Origin of the sequence: uncultured Anaerovibrio sp., assembly GCA_902786545.1 — a bacterium.
Lineage (GTDB): Bacteria > Bacillota > Negativicutes > Selenomonadales > Selenomonadaceae > Anaerovibrio.
Genome location: CADACU010000032.1, coordinates 1 through 21,530, shown reverse-complemented (window position 1 = coordinate 21,530; position 21,530 = coordinate 1). Strand labels below are relative to the sequence as shown.

Sequence of the window (21,530 nt, the reverse complement as noted above, 5' to 3'; positions counted from 1 at the left end):
AGGAAGAATTATAATATAATATGTACTTGAGCGCGGGCGTAGTTCATTGGTAGAATGGAAGCTTCCCAAGCTTTAGAGGGGGGTTCGATTCCCCTCGCCCGCTCCAGATTTGTTGACAGGAGACGAGCTTTATGCTCGTCTCTTTTTATTTTTGGCCAAAATGACGATATATTATTAGAGTTATTTTGCGGACAATTTTTAACAGGAAAGAAGGTGAGAATATGTCTGTCCGGACCACGGAAAAAATGAGCAATAAAATAAATACGCTTGCCAGTGATTGGGGGGCAGCAGCCAGTGTGGATACTTCTGCTTCAGCCGTCACCTTCCGAGAGCTTTTATTGGAAAAGCTGGATTCCATTCAGGATACCACTAAAAAAATGACAGCCCTGCGGGAGGAAATCAAATCCCTGGAACAGGACCGGAAAATTACCGAGGTAATCCGACGAATTATGCCAGATGGCAGTATTATGATTACTGAGTACAATGATGGCAAAATTGTCAGCCGGTATCGAAAAAAACCGCATATGATAGCCGTTCCGGATGAAAACGCCCCTATAAAGCTGTCGGCGAACGGGACTCCATTGCTGTCTCTGCAACCAATGGTTTTAAAGCCTAGTCGCAGCATAGCCTCCGAATTATTCTATTAAGGAAAATACCCCAAGAATTGCTCTGGTATACTGGCTGGAGCAATTCTTTTTGTTTAGGACTTTTTTACCAATAGATTTACTCCCAGTATTTATTTTGTAATATTTTTTAATTTATGTTGAAATATGCGTATAAACACCTTATAATTTAAGTAAAGTTGGTAAACAAAATTATGTTTTGTGCTTATAACAGAGGGGGGATTATATGCCAAAAACTACCGTAAAAAAACATCAAGATGCTAAGTCTACCACTGATACAGGACTAAAGGCGCATATCTATGTATCCATAGATGATCTGTCCGAAAAAAAATTATTTCTCAATATCATCCTCAAGGATTGTCTGGTAGAAAACTGCTATGACAATCTCAGTGGCTACGATTACACCTTGATAGCCAACCCTGCGTCCATGCTGGAGTTATCCCAGTATCTGGACAATCTGCAGAAGATGGTCCCCAGCCTTTCCTACAAGGCATATATACTGGGGGATGAACTAAAATAAAGGGGCCTAAAAGATAGTCGTATTACACACAAATACGGCTATTTTTTAGTTACTTCAAAAAGGATTAGCTAAATAAATATCGAAATCTTACTATTAGGTAAAATCGATTAACGGTTGCCACCCCAAAGGAGGTAGCATTGATGCGTATAGATAAATCTGTGATATTTCGTATTTGCATAACAATGATTATGTGCTTCGCCATGCTGCCATATCAGGTATTGTATGCAGATAAGATGCCAGACAATCGTGAGCCGGTGGATGTGGGCGTTGTTTTACAGCCTGGTATAGCTATGCCTACTGATAAAGGGGTGTATTTCGGTTTTGATACTGAGTATATGTACAAAATTGCTCAATACGCCAATCTCAAGGTTATTTATCATCCATATAAAAATAATGATGAATTGTTTTATGCCCTGCAAAACGGGGAGATTCAGATGGCTCTGGGAATATCCCCTACGCCGGAACGTGAGCAGCAATTTTTGTTTGCCAGCAATGAATTTTTTACCGGGCAAGCCAGCATACGGGTACGAAGCGATGATTACCGATTCACCTTTGGCAATGCAACAGACTTTGACGGGAAAACCATGGGAGTGGTCCGTGCCTCCATTATGTATGAACGGGCCCAGGAATGGGTACGAGAAGTAGGAATTTCACCAACTTTCAAGCAGTATGACGATGAACTGGCGTTGTACGCCGATATGGATGCCGGCCAACTGGATGCCATTATTGTCAGCGGCTCAAAATTTTCCGAAAACTATCGATTAGCCTACAGCATTTCTACCAACTCATATTACCCTATCTTCAACAAAAATCAAAAAGCACTGAAAAACAAGATCGATGCCATAATGAACCGCATCCTGCAAGAGGATCCCCTTTACGCCAAAAAGCTTTTTGACAAATACCGTCATTACAAGATGAGTAACGACCTGCCCCTTTCTGAAGCTGAGCGGAAATTTATTGCCGACAATCCGATACTAAGGGTAGCCATCATGGAAAATCAGGCACCATTTTCCATGGTAGACAGCGATGGCACAGCCCGGGGCATCATCCCTGATCTGTATCATAAAATAGCTCAGGAATTAAACTGGCAGGTTGAGTTCAAGGTTTATAAAAACCGTCAGGAAATAGCCGATGCCCTGCACGCCAACGAAGTAGATGTTTACGGCATAACCACCCAAGACATCATTTCCAGTGAAGAAGCCGGCCTGGCCCTTACCCGCAGTTTTTTTACCCTGAACATCTTCTCCATCAGCCGGCCTGATGTAAAGAAAATTCGTACAGCTGCTTACATTGGCCGGATGCCACAGAATGTCGCCAATATGATGCAGGAACAGCGCAATGATGTGGAATTTCGGGCCTATGACAGTCTGGATGAATGCTATGATGCCATGATAAACCGAGAAGTGGATGCCGTATTTTGCAATATGGCCCAACTGAATTGGCTCACCATCAAACGAGGCTCAGGCAGTTTTGTCGTGGAAAGCATGGCCAATCTGTACTCTGAGTGCTGCGGCCAGCTTCTACCGCAAAATTATATTCTCAATTCCATTCTCAGCAAAACGGTCCAAAGCAGTAATATAGATATAATGGGGATTATCAGCCGTAACATCTACACTCAGCCAACCACCATGGACATCCTGCGGGCTATCCCTACCAAGCTGATTGTGGCTTTCTTTACGGTTCTGCTGATTATTACCATCATCGTCAGCCGATATCTGTATTATTCCCATCAACGGCGGATATCGGCTGAACTCAGTGCAAAGCAGGCCGCCCTTGACGCTTCCGAACGGGCCAGACAAGCAGAGAGTAATTTCCTGTCTACCATGAGCCATGATATGCGAACTCCCCTAAATGGCATTCTGGGGTACACCAGACTAGCCCGCAAATCCAAAGCTATAGCCGATATCCAACAATACCTTGAGCGTATTGATATTTCCAGCAAGCTTATGCTTGCGCTGGTAAACGACATTTTGGATCTATCCAAACTGGAAAGCGGCAAAATGGAACTAAGGATGGAAGAAATAACACCATCGGAGCATTACAATAGCATAAAATCTGCTATAAGTATGAATGCCGAGACCCGTCACATCCATTTTACTTCTTCCATAAATGTACCGGAGGATATGGCCATTTATTCAGATCGCCTTCGGTTGCAGCAAATTTCCATGAATCTGCTCAGCAATGCCACCAAGTACACCCATGCCAACGGGCATGTCCATTGGGATGTATCCATCGTCGAAGAAGGCGGTCTACATTTTTGGGTGGAGGTCATCAAGGATGACGGTATAGGAATGAGCGAAGCTTTCCAACAGCATATGTTTGAACTCTTTACCCAGGAGACCAGAAAGGAAACGCTAAACGCCCGTGGCACTGGGCTGGGTCTCTCCCTTGTCCATAAATTCGTCACCCTGATGCAGGGAACCATTCAAGTTGAAAGCCAACTTAACAAGGGATCGACCTTTACAATAAAAATACCGGTAAAAACCGGCCGACTAAAACCAACCACCCCGGCGGCCAAGATACAGGCCAATACGGCTTCAGTCAAAGAAATTCCTAAAAATTTGCTGAAAAACATTCCTATTTTGCTGGTAGAGGATAATAAAATAAATGCCGAGCTGATGAAACTGATGCTGGCTGAATACGGGGCCACCATGATTGACTGGGCCCACAACGGTCAGGAGGCACTAGAGCTGTACAGCTCCAGTGAGCCAGCTCACTACAAGGTCATTCTTATGGATTTACGAATGCCGATAATGGATGGTATGACTGCCACAAAAAAAATAAGAGCTCTACATCGCAACGATGCTTTGATAGTGCCAATTATCGCCACATCGGCCGATGCCTATGAAAATGATGTAAAAGCCTGCTTGGAAGCCGGTATGCAGTGTCATATCAGCAAACCGGTGGATATAAACAAGCTAATCACTGCTATTTCCAAATATATTTGAGTTAAACGCCAAAAACGGACTGCTGTCGCAGTCCGTTTTTTCAACGCTTTCAACCGTTTTTCACTTCATCCCAAAAACTCTTTCCCGGTGTTTTATACGGTATCCGCATAATTTTGCTTATAGTAGCTGCAATATCGGCAAAGGTCTCCCGAGTTCCCAAATCAATCCCCGGTTTCACACCCTCACCGTAAATCAGCATCGGCACATATTCCCTGGTGTGATCTGTACCAGCCCCTCTCGGATCACAGCCATGATCAGCGGTAATTATCAGCACATCATTGCGCTTCAGCTTGCCCAACAGCTCCCCCAACTGTTTATCAAAATCTGTCAAGGCTTGGGCATAGCCCTCCACATCCCGGCGATGACCATATTTCATATCAAAATCCACCAGATTAACAAAGCACAACCCGAAAAAGTCCCGGTCCACTTCAGACAACATCTTGTTCATGCCATCAATGTTATTCTCAATGGCTATATGACGGCTAATCCCCTTGCCAGCGAATATATCGTTTATCTTACCCACGCTGACCACGGAGTTGCCGGACATCTTCAGCAAATCAAGAATTGTTTCTCCCGGTGGTTCCATAGAATAATCATGTCGCCTTGGTGTCCGTTCAAAATTCGGATATACCCCCACAAACGGCCGGGCGATAATTCGCCCCACCGAGTGTTCGCCGGTCATAATACTGCGGGCCTTACGACAGTAATCGTAAAGCTGCTCTACCGGCACCACATCTTCGTGGGCGGCAATCTGCAGCACGCTGTCGGCAGAAGTATAAACAATCAAAGCTCCGGTTTCCATATGCTCCCGCCCATAATCCTGAATGACCTGTGTCCCGGAATAAGGCTTATTGCACAGCACCTTCCGCCCGAAAGCCGCCTCCAGCTTTTCAATGACTTCCGGTGGAAATCCATCAGGATATGTAGGCAATGGCTTATCGGAAACCAGCCCGGCAATTTCCCAATGGCCAATGGTGGTGTCCTTGCCCTTGGAGGACTCCCTCAGTCGGGCAAAGGATGCACTAGGTGCACCGTCCTTTTCCCCCACGGTCACACCTTCAATATTAAACAGTCCCAACTTTTTCAGATTGGGAACGGAAAATTTATCCGATGTGGCTACACTGGTCAATGTATTTACTGATGCAGCATCCCCAAACTCACCGGCATCCGGTTCAGCACCGATACCAAAGCTGTCCAGTACCAGCAAAAAAACTCTATTTATAATCATATAGCACCTCCTAAATTTCTTCCTTTTTTTACTTCTACATTTTTTCCTGATTACCTTCATTTTTCCGTTGTATAATTGAGCTCAGGCATACTATATTATATACTATAAAGTATAAATTTCATTGGTAATAAACGGAGGCATATATGTCATTTACAGAATTTGATTACAATACTTTCCTTAATTATCTATCCAGTCTCAATTTTAATGAAATTCTCTTTCTGGTGGTCCCCCCGGTAATCGGTTTGATTTTGGCCTTTGCCCTGGGTATTTTTTTAAATCATCAGGTCAGCAGCTATATAAACAATCATCCTTCATTGCACAAAACCTCCCTTAAAACAGCGGTTATCCATGGGTGTAAGGGTTTACCATTTCTGTTTATAGTGGCCTTTTATGTATATTTTGTGGTGCAGATACTGGAGCTGCCAACAGCTGTGGACAATTTACTGTCCTATCTGCTCTTTACCGTTTTGGCGTTTACGGTGCTAAGGTGTATTTCCCGAACAGCCAACGCCTTGGCTGGTGCTTATATTGACCGCAGCGACAATATGCCGGAAACTACCCTTTTAAGTAATTTAATCAGCTTTTGCGTTTACTCAGTAGGTATTGTCATTATTTTAGCAGAATGTGGTATCCCAATAGCCCCTATCGTCACTGCCATGGGTATTGGCGGTATGGCCGTTGCCTTAGGTATGCAGGAGGGTATGGCCAACCTGTTTTCCGGGTTGTTCCTGATTTTTTCCCGGCAAATCCATATCGGCGATTATATCCGCATCAGTACCGGACAGGAGGGACAAGTCTCCGATATCACCTGGCGATATACCACCGTTTCCAATGTAAGTGGCAATACCATCATTGTACCAAACAAAACCATCGCCGCATCTATACTGACCAATTTCAGCATGCCGGCCGAAGATATCAAAATCAAAATCCAATGCGGTGTAGCCTACGACAGTGATTTGGACCAAGTAGAAGCCGTTACTATGGAGGTGGCCCGGGATGTTCAGCTGGCCGTAACCAAAGATCGACTGGCCCAGGATGGCATAGTGCCGGAAAGTGATACCCTGCCACTCCCGGAACCGGCGATTAACTTCCATACCTTTGGTGACAGTGCTATTCAATTCAGCGTTTCTTTAAATTGCAAGGAGTTTTCCCATCAATACAAAATGAAACACGAATTCATCAAGGCATTAACCAAACGATTCCGGGAAGAAGGTATAATCATTCCGTATCCAATAGTCAGTGTAATAAATGAGTCAACCGAAACTGAATAAATTTTGACATGAGAATGGAGTCTTTCCATTCTCTTTTTTTCAAAAAAATAATTTTTATTTATCAACTTATCCCCAAAAATTTATATACATGGATAGTATATTCATCGTAAAAGTTAATACTTTGCCGGTCAAAATCCATATTCCCTGTTCTGTTATATTATCCTTTTACAGTTTTTGCATAAATATTCATTTTATTATATTCTATTCATATTGTTCTGTGGATAATGTAACCACAACATATAGTGTCTCACATTGACACACACCACTATATATTGTAAAATTAGCCCTAGAATTAAGAAAGAGATGGGAAAACTTATATGACAGGCATTATACAAAATATACGAAAACGCAATGGAGATATAGTCCCATTTATTCCCCGCAAAATTTCTGATGCCATCAAGAAAGCCAATCTGGAATCTATCGATGATACCTTTTCGCCACAGGTTCTGGACCGCTTGACTCAGGAGGTCGAGGCCGCCATCGAGGACAAGGACATACCAACGGTAGAATACATCCAGGATGCGGTGGAAAAGGTACTTATCAGCAACAATTTTGCCAGCACCGCCAAGTCTTATATCCTGTACCGGGCAGAGCATACCAAAATCCGGGAAGCTCAGGGGAGCTTGATGGATATTTACGAAGAACTTACCTTCAAGGCCTCGGCCGATGCAGATATCAAGCGGGAAAACGCCAACATCGATGCGGATACCGCTATGGGAACCATGTTAAAATATGGCTCCGAAGGTTCTAAATATTATATTGACCATTATATCCTGCCGAAGGATATTGCCGCTGCCCACATCGACGGCGACATCCACATCCATGACAAGGATTTTTATATGCTGACGGAAACCTGTTGCCAGATAGACTTGATAAAACTGTTTACTAACGGCTTTTCCACTGGCCATGGTTTTCTACGGGAGCCTAATGGCATCCGTTCTTACGCAGCCTTGGGCTGTATAGCTATTCAGGCTAATCAAAATGAAATGCACGGTGGACAGTCCATTCCAAACTTTGATTACGCCATGGCGCCAGGTGTGGCAAAAACCTTCCGAAAAGAGTATTTCAAAGGACTTTCAGCCTTTCTGCAGGCTGTTTTAAGTATGCCGCCAACTGACGCCAAACTGTTGGTGGAGGAAATCCAACGCTGCATACCAATCGACATATCCTTGGGGAAGACCGATGAATACAAGCAGCATCTTATCGACTTTTTGCCATTCCATCAGGAGAGCCACAATTATCAGTTTATTTCGGCCAACCAGACGGAACGGGCGCATAATTACGCGGTAACAGCTGCCGTGGATGCCACTGATGAAGCAACTTATCAGGCGATGGAAGCCTTTATTCATAACCTCAATACCATGAATTCCCGGGCAGGCGCTCAAGTGCCATTCAGCTCTATAAATTATGGTACCGATACTTCCCCGGAGGGCCGGATGGTTATCCGCAATCTGTTAAAAGCTACCGATGCCGGTTTGGGCAACGGGGAAACCCCAATCTTCCCGGTACAGATTTTCAAGGTCAAGGAAGATGTGAACTACAACCGCCATGATCCGAACTATGACCTGTTCCAACAGGCCATTCGGACCTCAGCAAAGCGGCTTTTCCCTAATTTCAGCTTTTTGGATGCCCCATTCAATCTGCAATTCTACAAGAAAAATGACTATAACTCCGAGGTAGCCTACATGGGTTGCCGCACCAGAGTGATGGGCAATGTCCACGACAGGGACCGTCAGGTGACCTGTGGACGGGGCAACCTCAGCTTTACCAGTATCAATCTGCCACGGTTGGCCCTAAAGGCCAACAAGGACTTAAAGACTTTTTATCGGGAGCTGGACAGCCTGATTGAACTGGTCTTCCGCCAGCTGCTGCACAGATTTAAAATTCAGTGCAGCAAAACAGTCAGGAATTATCCTTTCCTGATGGGGCAAGGTATTTGGATTGACTCGGAAAAGCTGCGACAGGATGACAGTGTTGCCGAGGTATTAAAGCACGGCACCTTATCCGTAGGCTTCATCGGCCTGGCCGAGTGCCTCACTGCTCTTATTGGCAGTCACCATGGTGAAAACGCCGAGGCCCAGAAGTTAGGATTGGAAATAATCGGCCATATGCGTAAGCTCATGGATGAGAAATCCCAGCAGACAGGTCTCAATTTCACCCTGCTGGCTACTCCGGCTGAGGGGCTAAGCGGACGCTTTGTCCGGCTGGACCGAAAGGAATATGGCGTTATCGAGGGAGTTACCGACAAGGATTATTATACCAACAGCTTCCACATTCCGGTAAATTACACCATCGCGGCAGCACAGAAGCTGGAGCTGGAGGGTCCTTATCACGCTCTTACCAACGCTGGTCACATCAGTTATGTGGAAATGGACGGCGATCCTTCCAAAAATCTGAAGGCCTTTGAGGCGATTATCCGCTGTATGCATGACAACGGCATCGGCTACGGCTCGGTAAACCATCCGGTAGACCGGGACCCAATATGCGGTTATAACGGCATTATTTATGATGTTTGCCCTCGTTGCGGACGGTCCGAGGCCGCCCACAAGTATCGTCGGGTGGTACAGAGAGCAAAATCAATGAACTAATACATATTTTATAAGGAAAGGGATGTAAGTAATGATTGTAAACGGAATTGAAGTAACGGTAAAGGGGCTCAATGATGTCAGTGAGCAGGAGATTATCAGCTACATTGATATGCTGGAGGAAGAAAACAAGGAAGAGCTCAGCAGCCTGACCATTTCTCCAGCCGAGGAAGGCTCAGTGGCTTTGGATTATGTTCTTCAGCCGGCAAAATTTGAGCGCATCCGCCGCATTACCGGTTATTTGGTAGGCACCATTGACCGGTGGAACAACGCCAAGCGTTCCGAAGAACATGACCGCGTAAAGCATGGCCTTAATTAAGCTGGCCGGAACTGTTAATGACTCAATCGTCGATGGGGAAGGATATCGTTTCACGATATTCACCCAGGGTTGCCCACACAACTGCATTGGCTGTCACAATCCTCAAACCCATGATTTTGCCGGAGGATATGAGGACGACACCGACCAGTTACTGGAACTTATTCTGAAAAATCCGTTGCTTTCCGGTGCCACCTTCAGCGGTGGTGAACCATTTTGCCAACCAAAGCCATTGGCTGAGTTGGCCAGAAAGCTGCATCAGCATAATCTGGATGTGTGGTGTTACACAGGATATACTATGGAGCGTCTGCTGAACGGTACTCCGGAGCAGGTGGAGCTGCTAGGGGAAGTTGATGTTTTGGTAGATGGCCCCTATGAGGAATGGAAACGGGATATTTCCTTAAGTTTCCGGGGAAGCAGCAATCAACGGGTCATTGATGTTCAGGAAAGTCTAAAACAAAATCAAATTATTCTGTATGATCTTTAATTTCTACAAGGGACACTGATAGCTGTCCCTTGTTTTATTGTTACTCTTTTTCTTTAATTGACACCACATTTCTATAGTGCTACACTTGATAACAACTTATGAAAATTTTCGCATAGCTCCATACAAACAATGTATAGAGGCATGGATAAGGAGAATCAAAATGGCAGAAGCAGTACAACCAGAAGTAAATTCCGTGGAAGAAATCCTGGAAAACACCACCATAGCTGATGTATATAAGGCAGCCAAGCAGCTGGATGGCGTTGCAAAAAAAACTCGGCTAATCGAAAGCCCATTTTTTTCGGATATGTGCGGCAACAATGTATTTTTAAAGCCGGAAAATTTGCAAAATACCGGTTCCTTCAAACTGCGAGGTGCTTACAATAAAATCAGTCAGTTATCTGATGCTGAAAAGAAACGGGGAGTAATTACTGCCTCGGCCGGAAACCATGCTCAGGGAGTGGCCTTTGCCGCTCAACAGCTAGGAGCCCATGCTGTTATATGTATGCCGGCTATCACCCCGATTTTAAAGGTGGAAGCCACTCGGGCCTTAGGTGCTGAAGTAGTACTGCACGGCGATACCTTTGATGATGCATACGAAAAATCTATGGAGCTTCAGAAGAAAAAAGGCTATGTTTACATTCATCCTTTTAATGACAAAGAAGTACTCTTAGGCCAGGGAACTACTGCACTGGAAATCATTGACGAATTAAAGGATTTGGATGCTATTCTGGTGCCAATCGGTGGCGGTGGGTTTGCCAGCGGTGTTGCATTGGCGACCAAGGCAGTTAATCCTAATGTAAAAGTTATTGGCGTAGAACCGGAAGGCGCTGCCTGCATGGAAAACTCCTTTGCCCGTGGCAAGGTTTCATCCCTGACGGCCGTCGACACCGTAGCAGATGGCTGTGCTGTAAAAACACCAGGCGATTTGACCTATGCCTTCTGTAAAAAATATCTGGACCAAATTATAACTGTTTCAGAAATGGAAATAATGTCTGCCCTGCTATTCCTAATTGAAAAGCATAAACTAATAGCAGAAGGCGCCGGCGTTCTTAGTCTGGCTGCACTGAATAAGCTGCCATTCAAGGGAAAGAAAGTAGCGGCTATCATAAGCGGCGGTAATATTGATATATCCACTATTTCCGCTCTTATTGATAAGGCACTTATCGCCCGGGGACGGGTATTCTGCTTCTCCGTGCTGCTTCCAGACAAACCTGGTCAGCTGCTGAATGTGTCCAAGGTACTGGCCGAGACCAATGCCAATGTTATTAAGCTGGAGCACAATCAGTCCAAGGTTACCGACAGCTTTAAAAAGGTTGTATTGGAAATTACCGTGGAAACCAACAACCATGACCACATCAACAAAATAATCAAGGCTATGAACGATGCCGGTTACGATGTTGATAAAATATATTAAAGTTTTTTACATTATTGTATAAAAATTAGGATGTGAACCTGGTTTTCACATCCTTTTTTATAACGCCATTGTTCAAATTTTTCTTCTTTAAGAAGAAAAATCTTCCAATTAGCGTTTCCCTAAAGGACTAGCTTCGCGTCGCAACGAGCTGAGAGATATGCTCGCCAGCTGTTAAAGTTTGTTCCCCCCCACCTAAAGAGGTGGGGGACATCTTAAAGCTCGTTATAGCTAAAATACTTTATCCAGCTAAAGGAATAGTCTGTTCTAAATTCATCTTGTCAATACTTTTTAATAAAATTATCCACATTTTTTTGTAAAAGTGGATAATTATGTGGATAACTTGTGCTTTTTTAGTGATTATCCCCTTACTTATCCACAAAAGTAAATAGTTATTCACAACATATTTGCATATTCTATTGGAATTTTAATTTTTTTGTTTTATACTTGTATTATTAGGAATTGTGGAGGTACTTATGGCGCTGGACGATGAAAAAAGCCAAAAGCTGGCAGATTTGTTTAAAATATTAGGTATTCCTACCAGAATAAAAATTCTATCCCTGTTAACAAATGATGAACTATGTGTCTGCGACATTGCTGAGGCATTAAATATGGAACAGTCTGCCGTGTCCCACCAACTGCGCGTACTACGGGACGCTCATCTGGTCCGCTTTCGGAAAGAAGGCAAAGAAGCTTGGTACACATTGGATGATGATCATGTAGTAAAATTGTTTCATCAAGGTATGGAACACATTATGCATCTCTAAAAATGGGAGGCGGAAATAGGATGAATTACAATTTATTTTCATTAAAAATCCCTGACAATAAATTCCAAAGGAGCCGAAGTAACCTTTGTGCAGCAAAGCCTAAAGGATATGGGCTATAACATAAAAAAGGTTACCGGCGTATTTGATAACAGCACAAAACGGGCTGTACTGGCTTTCCAGCGGGATAACAAAATAAAACTGAGCGGTATGGTGGACGAAAAGACTATGGAAGCCATCAAGACCTTAAAAAAAGGGGCCAAGCAGCCAGAAATAAAGATAGAACCCCCAAAAAGTAAACCGGCAACGCCGAACAGTACCCCATCGGTGGTCAAACCAAGAGTTGTCCCGGAAAGCAACCCATTCTTGCCCCGCGGTAAAGTAAAGGGTATTATTGCCACAGCCAAGCGACAGATTGGCGTTCCTTATGTGTCAGGTGGAACTACCCCCAAGGGCTTTGACTGCTCCGGCTATGTGCAATATGTCTTTGCCCAAAATGGTCTGTCTATCCCCCGTACAGCTGATGTACAATACGAACTCGGAAAAAAATCCACAATCAGTGCCATTGAAGCCGGAGATTTGGTGTTTTTCCACACTGACTCCAGCAGCTATGTGACCCATTGTGGCATTTATCTGGGGAAGGGCCAGTTTATCCACGCCTCATCCAGCAAAGGTGTCCGCATTGATGAGTTATCCAATGATTACTGGAAAAAGGCCTTCGTCGCCGCCAAACATATCGTAAAATAAGAAAAAGGTGTAGTTGCTCATCAACTACACCTTTTAAAATGCCTCTTTATTTCTTGTTGACGCCTACCAGCTCAACCAGCTTGGCAGCAGTTACTGACAAATCACCCAATTCGTCAGCCACCCCGGCAATAGACGAGGACTGCTGCTCCACAATCTTGGAAGTAGCCTCACCCTTGGCCACAGTCTCATTTACCGATTCACCGATACGGTCAGTAAATTCCTGAATTTTATCAACGGTCTCCCGGGAGCTGTCCGCCAACTTACCGATTTCCTCGGATACAACAGCGAAACCTGCTCCAGCAGTACCAGCCCGAGCCGCCTCGATAGAAGCGTTAAGCCCCAGCAGACGGGTCTGCTTGGCGATATCCCGGATGAGTCCGGTAAATTCATTTATTTTGCTGGAAATATCGTTTACATTTCTGATTTCCTCATTCAAGCCCTTTTGATTCTCATCTACATCATGAGCCGAAGTAGCCAATTCTTCCATAGTGGTGGAAATCCGAAGCACTGCATCGTTAATGGTGCCAGCCACTGACTCAAATTGCACCTGATAATCTGCCCCACCCAGTACGGCATTTAGATGAGAATATATGGCATCAGCACAACCCTTGGCCACTTTTTTATCGCAGGCGGCGCAACCAAGCACTGCCCCTAAACGCTTGCCAGATAAGCTAGCTGGTACGCTTATTTCAAACATACCACCACTTTCATTAACAGCCACACTAACACCAGAACTGGCATCACGCAGCCCCTTTACATCCCCACCGGATGGGCGGGTAATCTGCTGTCCCTTATCGTCAACTGTCACAAGGGCAAAACCGGTGGCAGCGGCCATACTATCCTGAAACTGCTGGTACTCCCCCAGGTTAATAATATCCCGAAATCTTACATTATCCATTTCTGCCATATTAAACACCTCTCCTTAGTGAACTATTTATACCTAAGAATCATGGGTCAAACCGTTCCCCCTCATGACACTTATCTCACGGATAAAAATACTTAACTCAATTATAAACTAAATGGGCGTTATTAAACAACCAATTTAATTTTATTTGCTAAATCGCTCCACTCCTTCACCGGTCCATTGGGGCACATATTCATCACTGGCTGACTGGGGCTCCTGCACAAAACATCTGGTAAAACCCAGCTCCCGGGCCCAATCCACTACTGATTCATATTCAAATGTGGTGAGCCTCCGCCGCAGCTTTGGATGATCTTTGGCCAGATAAGTCGGCGTATACTGGCTCATAATGCTGACCATAATGCTATCCCCAAATTCCTGCCACAGCCAGCTAAGCAGCTTCATACTGTCCTTTCGGGCCCCTGGCAGCACCATATGTCTTACCAAAACCCCCCGCTTCATAAGGCCATCTTCCAATACTGCCGCCCCGGTCAGTTTAACCATTTTTTTAATTGCCCCCGCGGCAACCTGAAAATAGTCCGGTGCCTTGGAATACGCTCCGGATAGCTCCGATGAATAATACTTTAAGTCTGGCAAGAATACATCCACATATGGGTGCAACATATCCAGCGAACCTAAATTTTCGTATCCACTTGAATTATACACCACTGGCAGGGAAAAACCCTTTTTTTGTGCAAAAATAATTCCATTTATTATTTGCGGAATAAAATGCGTCGGGGTAACCAAGTCCAATGTAGCGGCTCCCCGCAACTGCTGCTCATAAAAAATTTCCCCCAGACGCTCATCGGATATTTCGATTCCAGTCTGCTGATGACTGATTTCATAATTTTGACAAAAAAGGCATCTTAGATTGCAGCCAGAAAAAAACACTGTGCCGGCACCATTTTCCCCGGCAATAACCGGCTCCTCCCACTTATGCAGGCTCACCAACGCCACCTTAGCCTTACTGCCAGCCCCACAATAGCCAGTCCCAACCAGCCGATTGGCATGACACATTCTGGGACAAAGAGTACAATCTGCCAACATACTCATTTATTTCCCTCCAGCCGGCCTTGGTCCAAAATCATCCCATACTTTGGTACCCACCAGGACAACGCCCGCATGGTATCAATGTATATTTGCAGCTCCATGGTATCAACAGCTGGCCCCGGCGGGTCATCAATCGCCGTAGGAACCAAAGGCAATACATCTGCTTCCCCATAATAGTCATGGGTAAACCACACTACATAATTTACCCCCATAGTGTTATGACGGGTCAGGCTTGACCCAATGGACAAATATTTATATCCTTTCGGGGCAATGAGTTCTATTATTGTCGGACCGATATCAATATGACTGCCTGCTGCCTTCGGGATTAACATATCCTTTGTTACGCCCTTACCAGTTACAATGAATGGCACGCCAAAACGCTCATAAACAGACGGCTTTTTATCGATATTATACCGTTCCGCATGGTCACCCACCACAATAATCAGACTGTCCGGGTATGTTTTCTTGATGGTTCGGATAAATTTACCGATTTCCCGGTCTGCATACCAAAAATGCCCTAACTGATTTATCAGCTCAAAATTATCCTGTTCCTCCGCTGGCAAACCAGCCACCACTTTGGACGAATCAAAGCCCTTGCTGGCCAAATCCACATTAAAGGGCGAATGATTGGACACATTTAAAACCACATTGAAACTGCTTTTATCCGGAGACACCCCCGCCAAAACCGCCTGATACAGGTATTCATCATCACAGCCCCACACACTGCCGGTAGCCTCAGCCGGCATATTTCCTTTGCCATAAAAATGATCAAAGCCTTGCGCTAGCGTGAAGGGTTCAATTCGCTCCCAAGTCGCTGGCCCGGCATACCAAAAATTGGTTTCATAACCCAGCTGCTTCATCTGAGGTGCAATGGCCGTAGGATACGGCGCTTTAAATGATTCCGGCATGGTGGTAAGGTACAGATTGGAGTCCGCCAAACCAGTTACTACACCAGTTACTGCCGACACCGTGCTGCCTCCATTAGGTAGAAAGGAACGACAATAGGCAGTATCATCTTCATCAATAATCCGTTTCACCTCATCGGCAATATGAAGGTTGGCATACTTGTCCAATAAAGGCCAGTTGGCATAGCTTTCCGACAAAATAACAAAGATGTGTTTTGGACGGTTTATAGCCGGCCCCTGCGCTGTCCTAGTAAGGTAAACAGTTAAATCATCACTGTCAGCCGGCCGGTTGGCCATATGTGCCGCCAAGCTTCGTATTTGCTCCGTGGTAAAATCCAATCCCTCACTGGACAGCAGTCGACCATTCATCCGATAGCCACGATAAACAGCCTGATAATCATCCAGAATTGCCTCATTTAGAAACTGGTCCTTGGTAATGCCAGCATTTTCCCAATTTACGGAATTTTCCCAGCTAAGGCTGCCACCGAAAAACACCAGACGAGCCACCAGATAAAACACCGAAATGACAATTATTCGTTCTGCCCATATCCCCGGCTTCCCCCTACTGGCGAAGAAGCCATCCAGCTTCAGCTTTTTTGCCATCTGGAAATCCAAAAATCGGTTCAAGCTCCAATACAGGCCAAAGCCTACAACCAACGCTCCCAACAACCTTACTGGCAGATTAAATTCCTGCACCAATGACACCAGCAGGGCATACATATCGTCATTTACCGCGTTGAACAAGATCTGATGAAAGCGGGAGTGAAACTGGTGATAATAAGGAATACTGGCAAAAAACAAAATAGTAGTTACACTTGCTACTACAGCATTAAGTATTTTGAAAACCTTTTTCCCGGCTTTACTATGGAAAATAGACACCACAACATATGGCACCAGAACCACCAAGGTCATAATCCCGGCAGTCTGCACACTAAGCCGGCTGCCACCAAAAATTGCCAGCCATATATCGCCGGAGGTTACACCTGCTCCCATGTATTCCCGCAGTATATATATAAATATAACCCGGCAAAGAGAAAGGACTGAGAGATAAAATAGAAATACCTTCAGTCCCCTAACTGCCACTTTATAAACTTCATTCCAGCCAATATGCTGAAATTTACTTGTTGTCATACCGTCCCCCTGTTATGGCACAATGATTTCCACACCATAATCAGCCGCAGCCTTCCGCACCTTTTCACTTGGCAAAGAATCCGTAATCAGGCCGGACAGGGTATCCAGCGTAGCATAGTTATAGTTACCGTCAGTGCTGAGCTTCTTGGCCTCTGCTACAACATAGGCCCGTTTGCTCACCCGAATGATTTTGGCTTTATTGATACCGTCTTCTATATCATAGGTAGATACGCTGTTTTCCATAACATCAACACCAACAGCACCTACAAAGGCGATATCCGGCTTCAGACGGGAAATGAAATCCATGGTCATACCACCCCAGAAACCATCCCGGCTCTTGTTGATTTTGCCACCGGCAAACACCAAATGAATTTTCGGGTGCCGAGCCAATACAGCCAAAACATCTATCATATTGGTAACAATGGTCAGCTCCCGCTGGTCCTTGGCCAACAGTTCAGCAATGGCCAAATTACTGGTGGAAATATCCAGGAACACCATATCCCGCTCATGAATAAGCTTTACCGCTGCATGGGCTATCCGCCGCTTGGCGTCAACATCGGAGCTTTTATGCTTGCTGATTTCCATGGCATGGATATTTTCCCGGATAACCACCGCTCCGCCATAGGTTCTCTTTAATCGCCCCTGCTTCTCCAACGCACCCAAATCTTTCCGAATACAATCATCAGTAACCTTGAACTTGGCACTTAAATCCTTGACCCGTACCTTACCGTCAGCGTTCAACATATTCATAATGCTTTCCTGGCGTTCTTCTAAAAACATTTATTCCACATCCTCCATAGTAATGCTGTAAATAATTATGTAAATTTTTCTAGTATTACTTTATCACATTTCATATTATTTTGCCATAACTATGAAAAGTTTCCGTACAACGAACGCATGGAATTTAAAATGGCCAAAAATGCTACACCTACATCGGCAAACACCGCCGCCCACAGTGAAGCCACCCCCGCAGCTCCCAGTATCATCACCAGTACCTTGACACCTATGGCCATTACAATATTTTGCCAACAAATCCCTGTAGTTTTCTTGGCTATTTGAATTGCTGTCACCAATTTCCCCGGTTCATCGGTCATCAGCACAACATCAGCGGCCTCGATTGCCGCATCGGAGCCAATGCCCCCCATAGCCACGCCAACATCAGCCCGGGCCAGCACCGGAGCATCATTTATACCATCTCCTACATATACCAGGGATTTACCGTGTGGCACACTTTGAAACAACTCATTGAGGCCCTTCACCTTATCCTCCGGCAGTAACTCCGCCAACACAGCATCCAAACCGATTTTCTCCGCCACCCGGCAGGCTGTTTCTTTTTTGTCCCCAGATAGCATTACCAGTTTTCTTATACCAAGTTGCCGTAGGGCTTTTATTGCGCTGCCTGCATCAGCCTTGATGCGATCCGCAATAGCAATTCTTCCGGCATATTGTCCATCTACCGCAACATAAACCGTAGTCCCAGACTCGTTGGCAGACTCAAAGCCTATCCCGTTGTTCGCCAAGAGCAGTGCCCGGCCCACCAAAACATGATGATTTTTTACATTGGCTATGACGCCTTGTCCGGCTATTTCCTGCACATTGTCCACCTCGGACCGGTCAACTTCCCGCCCCAAAGCTCGCTGCAGGGAATCTGCAATTGGGTGCAATGAATCTAGCTCGGCCGCCGCCGCATAATAAATAATCTCCGCTTTGGTATAACTGTCGCTTGGCACTATTTCCTGCACCTCAAAATTACCTTCCGTTAAAGTACCAGTCTTGTCAAAGGCAATTACCCCGACCTCAGCCAGTCGTTCCAGATAGTTACCACCCTTGACCAGTATACCGGCCTTGGATGCTCCCCCTATTCCGCCGAAAAAGCTCATTGGGATGGAAATAACCAAAGCACACGGGCAGGAAATAACCAGGAATGTCAAGGCCCGATACAGCCAATCCATAACTTCTCCACCAAATAATAGCGGAGGAATAAGCGCCACCAACAAAGCCAAGCCAACCACCAGCGGCGTATAAACCCTGGCAAACCTTGTAATGAAATTTTCCACCTTGGCCTTTTGGGCCCCAGAGGTTTCCACCAGCTCTAATACCCGCTCTACGGTAGATTGGTCATAGGTAGTGGTAGTCCTAATTTGCAAGGTAGCAGACTGATTTATACAGCCACTGATAGCCGACTTACCAGTCAGCAGCTCCTGGGGAACCGGCTCACCGGTCAAAGCAGCAGTATCCACCAGAGAACGCCCCTCCACTACGATACCATCTAACGGAATGCGTTCCCCGGGCCGCACCACTATAATCTCCCCTGTTTCAACCTCATATGGATCAACTTGTTGAACTTCGCCATCCCGTAGTACATTGGCAAAATCCGGCCTTATATCAATCAAATCACTGATGGATTGTCGCACCCGGCCAGTGGCATAACCTTGAAACCATTCTCCCAGCTGATAAAAGCTCATTACGGCCGCTCCTTCAGCGTATTCCTGAATAAATATGGCTCCAAATGATGCCACTGTCATAAGGAAAAATTCATCAAAAACCTGTCCTTTGCTGATATTGCGGATGGCCTTGTAAATTACATCCCATCCGGCAAGGCCAAAGGCCAATAACGACAGCACAATACCATATGTGGTTGCTTCCCCTAAAAAAATGCCTGCCACCAACAGGACAATGGCAGCTATTATACGGGATAAATTTTTCTTTTGCTTGGTAGTCATCACACCACCACCTTATTTCACATTGATGAGTACATCCGGCTCCAAATCATGAATTATTTTTTCCGATGCCGTCATTACATCAGCATAGCTTTCTTCTACCACATCCAAAATCATCCGCTGGGTCATATAACTGATTTTACAGCTGTTAACACCAGCCAGCTTACTAATAGCTTCCTCCATTTTACCGGCGCAAACGGCACAATCCAGCCCTTCCAATCGAATATTCTTCTTCATATAAATCATCTCCCTAAAATACATATGAATATCTATTCATATGTATTTTAGCATTTTGAGACTTATTGTCAAGATAGTTTCACATTTCTCTTGCTTTTTTTCAACAAAGTAGTAAAATACATAACTGTGTGTTGTTTACTGTCTTGACAGATGAAACGAAAGGGTGTAAAGAATTGATTTTAGACAGATTAGAAAAAATGCCGGTAGGCTCATTTCATTACAAATTATTGTTGGTAACCGGTCTGGGATGGCTGTTTGACTCGATGGATACAGGACTCATTTCCTTTGTATTGCCGGTACTGGCCAAGGAATGGGGACTTACCCCGGACCAAATGGGTTGGATTGGCAGCGTTGGTTTGGTGGGCATGGCCCTGGGAGCCGTTATATCCGGAACAGTGGCTGACCGGATTGGCCGAAAGAAGGTTTTTACCATAACGGTGCTTATGTATGCCATAGCCACAGGTATGTGTGCCTTGGCGTGGAACTATGATGCCTTGCTGTTCTTCAGATTTTTAGTAGGTTTTGGCCTTGGTGGCGAGCTACCGGTAGCAGCAACCCTTATGTCCGAATATGCTCCTACCAAACTGCGGGGCCGGTTTATCGTATTACTGGAAAGCTTCTGGGGCCTTGGCTGGTTGGTAGCAGCCTGCATCGCTTATCTGCTCATTCCGGAGTTTGGGTGGAAAATGGCCTTTCTGATTGGTTCTCTACCAGCTCTGTATGTATTTTTAATACGACTGCATATGCCTGAATCGGTACGGTATTTGATTTCCCAGAAAAAGCTTGATGAGGCTAAGGAAATAATACTTTCCTTGGAAAAAAAGCTTCATGTAGATAGTCAGCCATTTACCAATGAACTCAGCCCGGCTGAACAGGGCTCAGTTGAAGCGGATAACGCCGGTCCGGGATCACTATGGTCCGGCAAGTATATCAAGCGGACCATTATGCTGTGGTTGGCCTGGTTCGGTATCGTATTCAGCTATTATGGTATATTTATGTGGTTGCCATCTATAGTGTTTAAGCAGGGCTTTGCGGTGGTAAAAACCTTTGAATATGTGCTGATTATGACCTTAGCCCAGCTGCCTGGATATTACTGTGCTGCCTGGCTAGTAGATGTAATCGGCCGAAAATATACTCTGTCCATATTCCTTTTGATGAGCGGCGTGGCCAGTTATTTCTTCGGCAATGCCGGATCCTCCGAAACCTTGCTTATCTGGGGCGCTACCATGTCATTCTTTAATCTGGGGGCATGGGGGGTTATCTATACATACACTCCGGAGCTTTACCCAACCTCCATGCGGGCTCTGGGCAGTGGTTGGGCCGCTGGTTTTGGCCGTATCGGCGGCATGATTGCCCCGGCACTGGTGGGAATAATGATTGGTAACCAGCTGGGAATTGATAAGGTATTTATGATGTTCGCCGGTGTATTCATTATAGTATCCGTAGTGGTACTGGCCATGGGTACCGAAACACGCCAAAAACAACTGGAAGACATTTAATTGAATACAGCAAAGGGCTATGACAAAACACCAAAAATGCTTTGTTCATAGCCCTTTTTCATACAAAACAATCTATGCCAATTTTTAGGTTATAACGCCATTGTTCAAATTTTTCTTCTTTAGAAGAAAAATCTTCCAATTAGCGTTTCCCTAAAGGACTAGCTTCGCGTCGCAACGAGCTGGGAGA

At 45.1% G+C, this 21,530-nt stretch carries 18 protein-coding genes and 1 tRNA gene; 12 read left to right on the top strand and 7 right to left on the bottom strand.

Going from position 1 to position 21,530, the window contains the following annotated elements:
• Positions 1 to 32: 32 nt before the first annotated feature.
• The 4 genes from QZV24_RS07280 to QZV24_RS07265 all read left to right on the top strand — a co-directional run bounded on the left by QZV24_RS07280 (position 33) and on the right by QZV24_RS07265 (position 4,091).
• A tRNA-Gly gene (locus QZV24_RS07280) sits at positions 33 to 106 on the top strand.
• 115 nt (positions 107 to 221) lie between these two features.
• The gene (locus QZV24_RS07275; RefSeq protein ID WP_294522200.1) at positions 222 to 647 is read left to right on the top strand and encodes a hypothetical protein; all 426 of its coding nucleotides are present in this window, start codon (positions 222 to 224) and stop codon (positions 645 to 647) included.
• A gap of 202 nt (positions 648 to 849) precedes the next feature.
• A complete protein-coding gene (locus QZV24_RS07270; RefSeq protein ID WP_294522198.1) occupies positions 850 to 1,143 on the top strand; it encodes a hypothetical protein in 294 nt (97 codons plus the stop codon).
• 140 nt (positions 1,144 to 1,283) lie between these two features.
• Positions 1,284 to 4,091 (top strand): transporter substrate-binding domain-containing protein, encoded by a 2,808-nt coding sequence (locus QZV24_RS07265; RefSeq protein WP_294522191.1) that lies wholly within the window; start codon positions 1,284 to 1,286, stop codon positions 4,089 to 4,091.
• Positions 4,092 to 4,140: 49 nt separating this feature from the next.
• On the opposite strand, the gene QZV24_RS07260 is transcribed toward QZV24_RS07265, so the two are convergent.
• Complete coding sequence (locus QZV24_RS07260) at positions 4,141 to 5,319, bottom strand: phosphopentomutase (protein WP_294522188.1); 1,179 nt, start codon at positions 5,317 to 5,319, stop codon at positions 4,141 to 4,143.
• Positions 5,320 to 5,462: 143 nt separating this feature from the next.
• Between QZV24_RS07260 and QZV24_RS07255 the strand changes: the two genes are divergently transcribed.
• The 7 genes from QZV24_RS07255 (at position 5,463) to QZV24_RS07225 (ending at position 12,900) form a co-directional block, all read left to right on the top strand.
• Positions 5,463 to 6,590, top strand: coding sequence for a mechanosensitive ion channel family protein (locus QZV24_RS07255; RefSeq protein WP_294522186.1), 1,128 nt, complete (start codon positions 5,463 to 5,465; stop codon positions 6,588 to 6,590).
• A 326-nt stretch (positions 6,591 to 6,916) separates the two neighbouring features.
• A complete protein-coding gene (locus tag QZV24_RS07250) occupies positions 6,917 to 9,178 on the top strand; it encodes an anaerobic ribonucleoside triphosphate reductase (RefSeq protein WP_294522223.1) in 2,262 nt (753 codons plus the stop codon).
• Positions 9,179 to 9,209: 31 nt separating this feature from the next.
• Positions 9,210 to 9,494, top strand: a complete 285-nt coding sequence (gene nrdD / locus QZV24_RS07245) for an anaerobic ribonucleoside-triphosphate reductase (RefSeq protein ID WP_290656085.1) — start codon at positions 9,210 to 9,212, stop codon at positions 9,492 to 9,494.
• Positions 9,481 to 9,978: an anaerobic ribonucleoside-triphosphate reductase activating protein gene (gene nrdG, locus QZV24_RS07240; RefSeq protein ID WP_294522182.1), complete on the top strand. Its 498-nt coding sequence runs from the start codon at positions 9,481 to 9,483 to the stop codon at positions 9,976 to 9,978. The genes nrdD and nrdG overlap by 14 nt, the downstream gene beginning before the upstream one ends.
• 160 nt (positions 9,979 to 10,138) lie before the next feature.
• Entirely contained in the window at positions 10,139 to 11,392 is a 1,254-nt protein-coding gene (ilvA, locus tag QZV24_RS07235; protein WP_294522179.1) for a threonine ammonia-lyase, read from the top strand.
• Positions 11,393 to 11,865: 473 nt separating this feature from the next.
• A complete protein-coding gene (locus QZV24_RS07230; protein ID WP_290657971.1) occupies positions 11,866 to 12,156 on the top strand; it encodes a metalloregulator ArsR/SmtB family transcription factor in 291 nt (96 codons plus the stop codon).
• A gap of 51 nt (positions 12,157 to 12,207) precedes the next feature.
• Positions 12,208 to 12,900 (top strand): NlpC/P60 family protein, encoded by a 693-nt coding sequence (locus tag QZV24_RS07225; protein WP_363138058.1) that lies wholly within the window; start codon positions 12,208 to 12,210, stop codon positions 12,898 to 12,900.
• A gap of 46 nt (positions 12,901 to 12,946) precedes the next feature.
• Here QZV24_RS07225 and QZV24_RS07220 read toward each other — a convergent pair whose 3' ends face one another.
• From QZV24_RS07220 to QZV24_RS07195, 6 genes are all read right to left on the bottom strand, one after another.
• Complete coding sequence (locus QZV24_RS07220) at positions 12,947 to 13,807, bottom strand: methyl-accepting chemotaxis protein (RefSeq protein WP_294522176.1); 861 nt, start codon at positions 13,805 to 13,807, stop codon at positions 12,947 to 12,949.
• A gap of 141 nt (positions 13,808 to 13,948) precedes the next feature.
• Positions 13,949 to 14,854, bottom strand: coding sequence for a radical SAM protein (locus QZV24_RS07215; RefSeq protein WP_294522174.1), 906 nt, complete (start codon positions 14,852 to 14,854; stop codon positions 13,949 to 13,951).
• Positions 14,851 to 16,887 (bottom strand): LTA synthase family protein, encoded by a 2,037-nt coding sequence (locus QZV24_RS07210; protein ID WP_294522169.1) that lies wholly within the window; start codon positions 16,885 to 16,887, stop codon positions 14,851 to 14,853. Before QZV24_RS07210 ends, QZV24_RS07215 begins: the two co-directional genes overlap by 4 nt.
• 12 nt (positions 16,888 to 16,899) lie before the next feature.
• Complete coding sequence (locus QZV24_RS07205; protein ID WP_290657963.1) at positions 16,900 to 17,667, bottom strand: DeoR/GlpR family DNA-binding transcription regulator; 768 nt, start codon at positions 17,665 to 17,667, stop codon at positions 16,900 to 16,902.
• Between the two features lie 89 nt (positions 17,668 to 17,756).
• Complete coding sequence (locus QZV24_RS07200) at positions 17,757 to 19,610, bottom strand: heavy metal translocating P-type ATPase (protein WP_294522166.1); 1,854 nt, start codon at positions 19,608 to 19,610, stop codon at positions 17,757 to 17,759.
• Between the two features lie 12 nt (positions 19,611 to 19,622).
• Complete coding sequence (locus QZV24_RS07195) at positions 19,623 to 19,844, bottom strand: cation transporter (RefSeq protein ID WP_290657959.1); 222 nt, start codon at positions 19,842 to 19,844, stop codon at positions 19,623 to 19,625.
• A 173-nt stretch (positions 19,845 to 20,017) separates the two neighbouring features.
• Between QZV24_RS07195 and QZV24_RS07190 the strand changes: the two genes are divergently transcribed.
• Positions 20,018 to 21,343 (top strand): MFS transporter, encoded by a 1,326-nt coding sequence (locus QZV24_RS07190; RefSeq protein ID WP_294522162.1) that lies wholly within the window; start codon positions 20,018 to 20,020, stop codon positions 21,341 to 21,343.
• Positions 21,344 to 21,530: the final 187 nt, after the last annotated feature.

Excerpts from the sequence above, each read along its gene's own strand:
- QZV24_RS07260 (WP_294522188.1), bottom strand. The coding sequence starts at position 5,319 with ATGATTATAAATAGAGTTTTTTTGCTGGTACTGGACAGCTTTGGTATC.
- ilvA (WP_294522179.1), top strand. The coding sequence starts at position 10,139 with ATGGCAGAAGCAGTACAACCAGAAGTAAATTCCGTGGAAGAAATCCTG.
- nrdD (WP_290656085.1), top strand. The coding sequence starts at position 9,210 with ATGATTGTAAACGGAATTGAAGTAACGGTAAAGGGGCTCAATGATGTC.
- QZV24_RS07205 (WP_290657963.1), bottom strand. The coding sequence starts at position 17,667 with ATGTTTTTAGAAGAACGCCAGGAAAGCATTATGAATATGTTGAACGCT.
- QZV24_RS07270 (WP_294522198.1), top strand. The coding sequence starts at position 850 with ATGCCAAAAACTACCGTAAAAAAACATCAAGATGCTAAGTCTACCACT.
- nrdG (WP_294522182.1), top strand. The coding sequence starts at position 9,481 with ATGGCCTTAATTAAGCTGGCCGGAACTGTTAATGACTCAATCGTCGAT.
- QZV24_RS07210 (WP_294522169.1), bottom strand. The coding sequence starts at position 16,887 with ATGACAACAAGTAAATTTCAGCATATTGGCTGGAATGAAGTTTATAAA.
- QZV24_RS07255 (WP_294522186.1), top strand. The coding sequence starts at position 5,463 with ATGTCATTTACAGAATTTGATTACAATACTTTCCTTAATTATCTATCC.
- QZV24_RS07200 (WP_294522166.1), bottom strand. The coding sequence starts at position 19,610 with ATGACTACCAAGCAAAAGAAAAATTTATCCCGTATAATAGCTGCCATT.
- QZV24_RS07195 (WP_290657959.1), bottom strand. The coding sequence starts at position 19,844 with ATGAAGAAGAATATTCGATTGGAAGGGCTGGATTGTGCCGTTTGCGCC.
- QZV24_RS07215 (WP_294522174.1), bottom strand. The coding sequence starts at position 14,854 with ATGAGTATGTTGGCAGATTGTACTCTTTGTCCCAGAATGTGTCATGCC.
- QZV24_RS07265 (WP_294522191.1), top strand. The coding sequence starts at position 1,284 with ATGCGTATAGATAAATCTGTGATATTTCGTATTTGCATAACAATGATT.
- QZV24_RS07220 (WP_294522176.1), bottom strand. The coding sequence starts at position 13,807 with ATGGCAGAAATGGATAATGTAAGATTTCGGGATATTATTAACCTGGGG.
- QZV24_RS07275 (WP_294522200.1), top strand. The coding sequence starts at position 222 with ATGTCTGTCCGGACCACGGAAAAAATGAGCAATAAAATAAATACGCTT.
- QZV24_RS07230 (WP_290657971.1), top strand. The coding sequence starts at position 11,866 with ATGGCGCTGGACGATGAAAAAAGCCAAAAGCTGGCAGATTTGTTTAAA.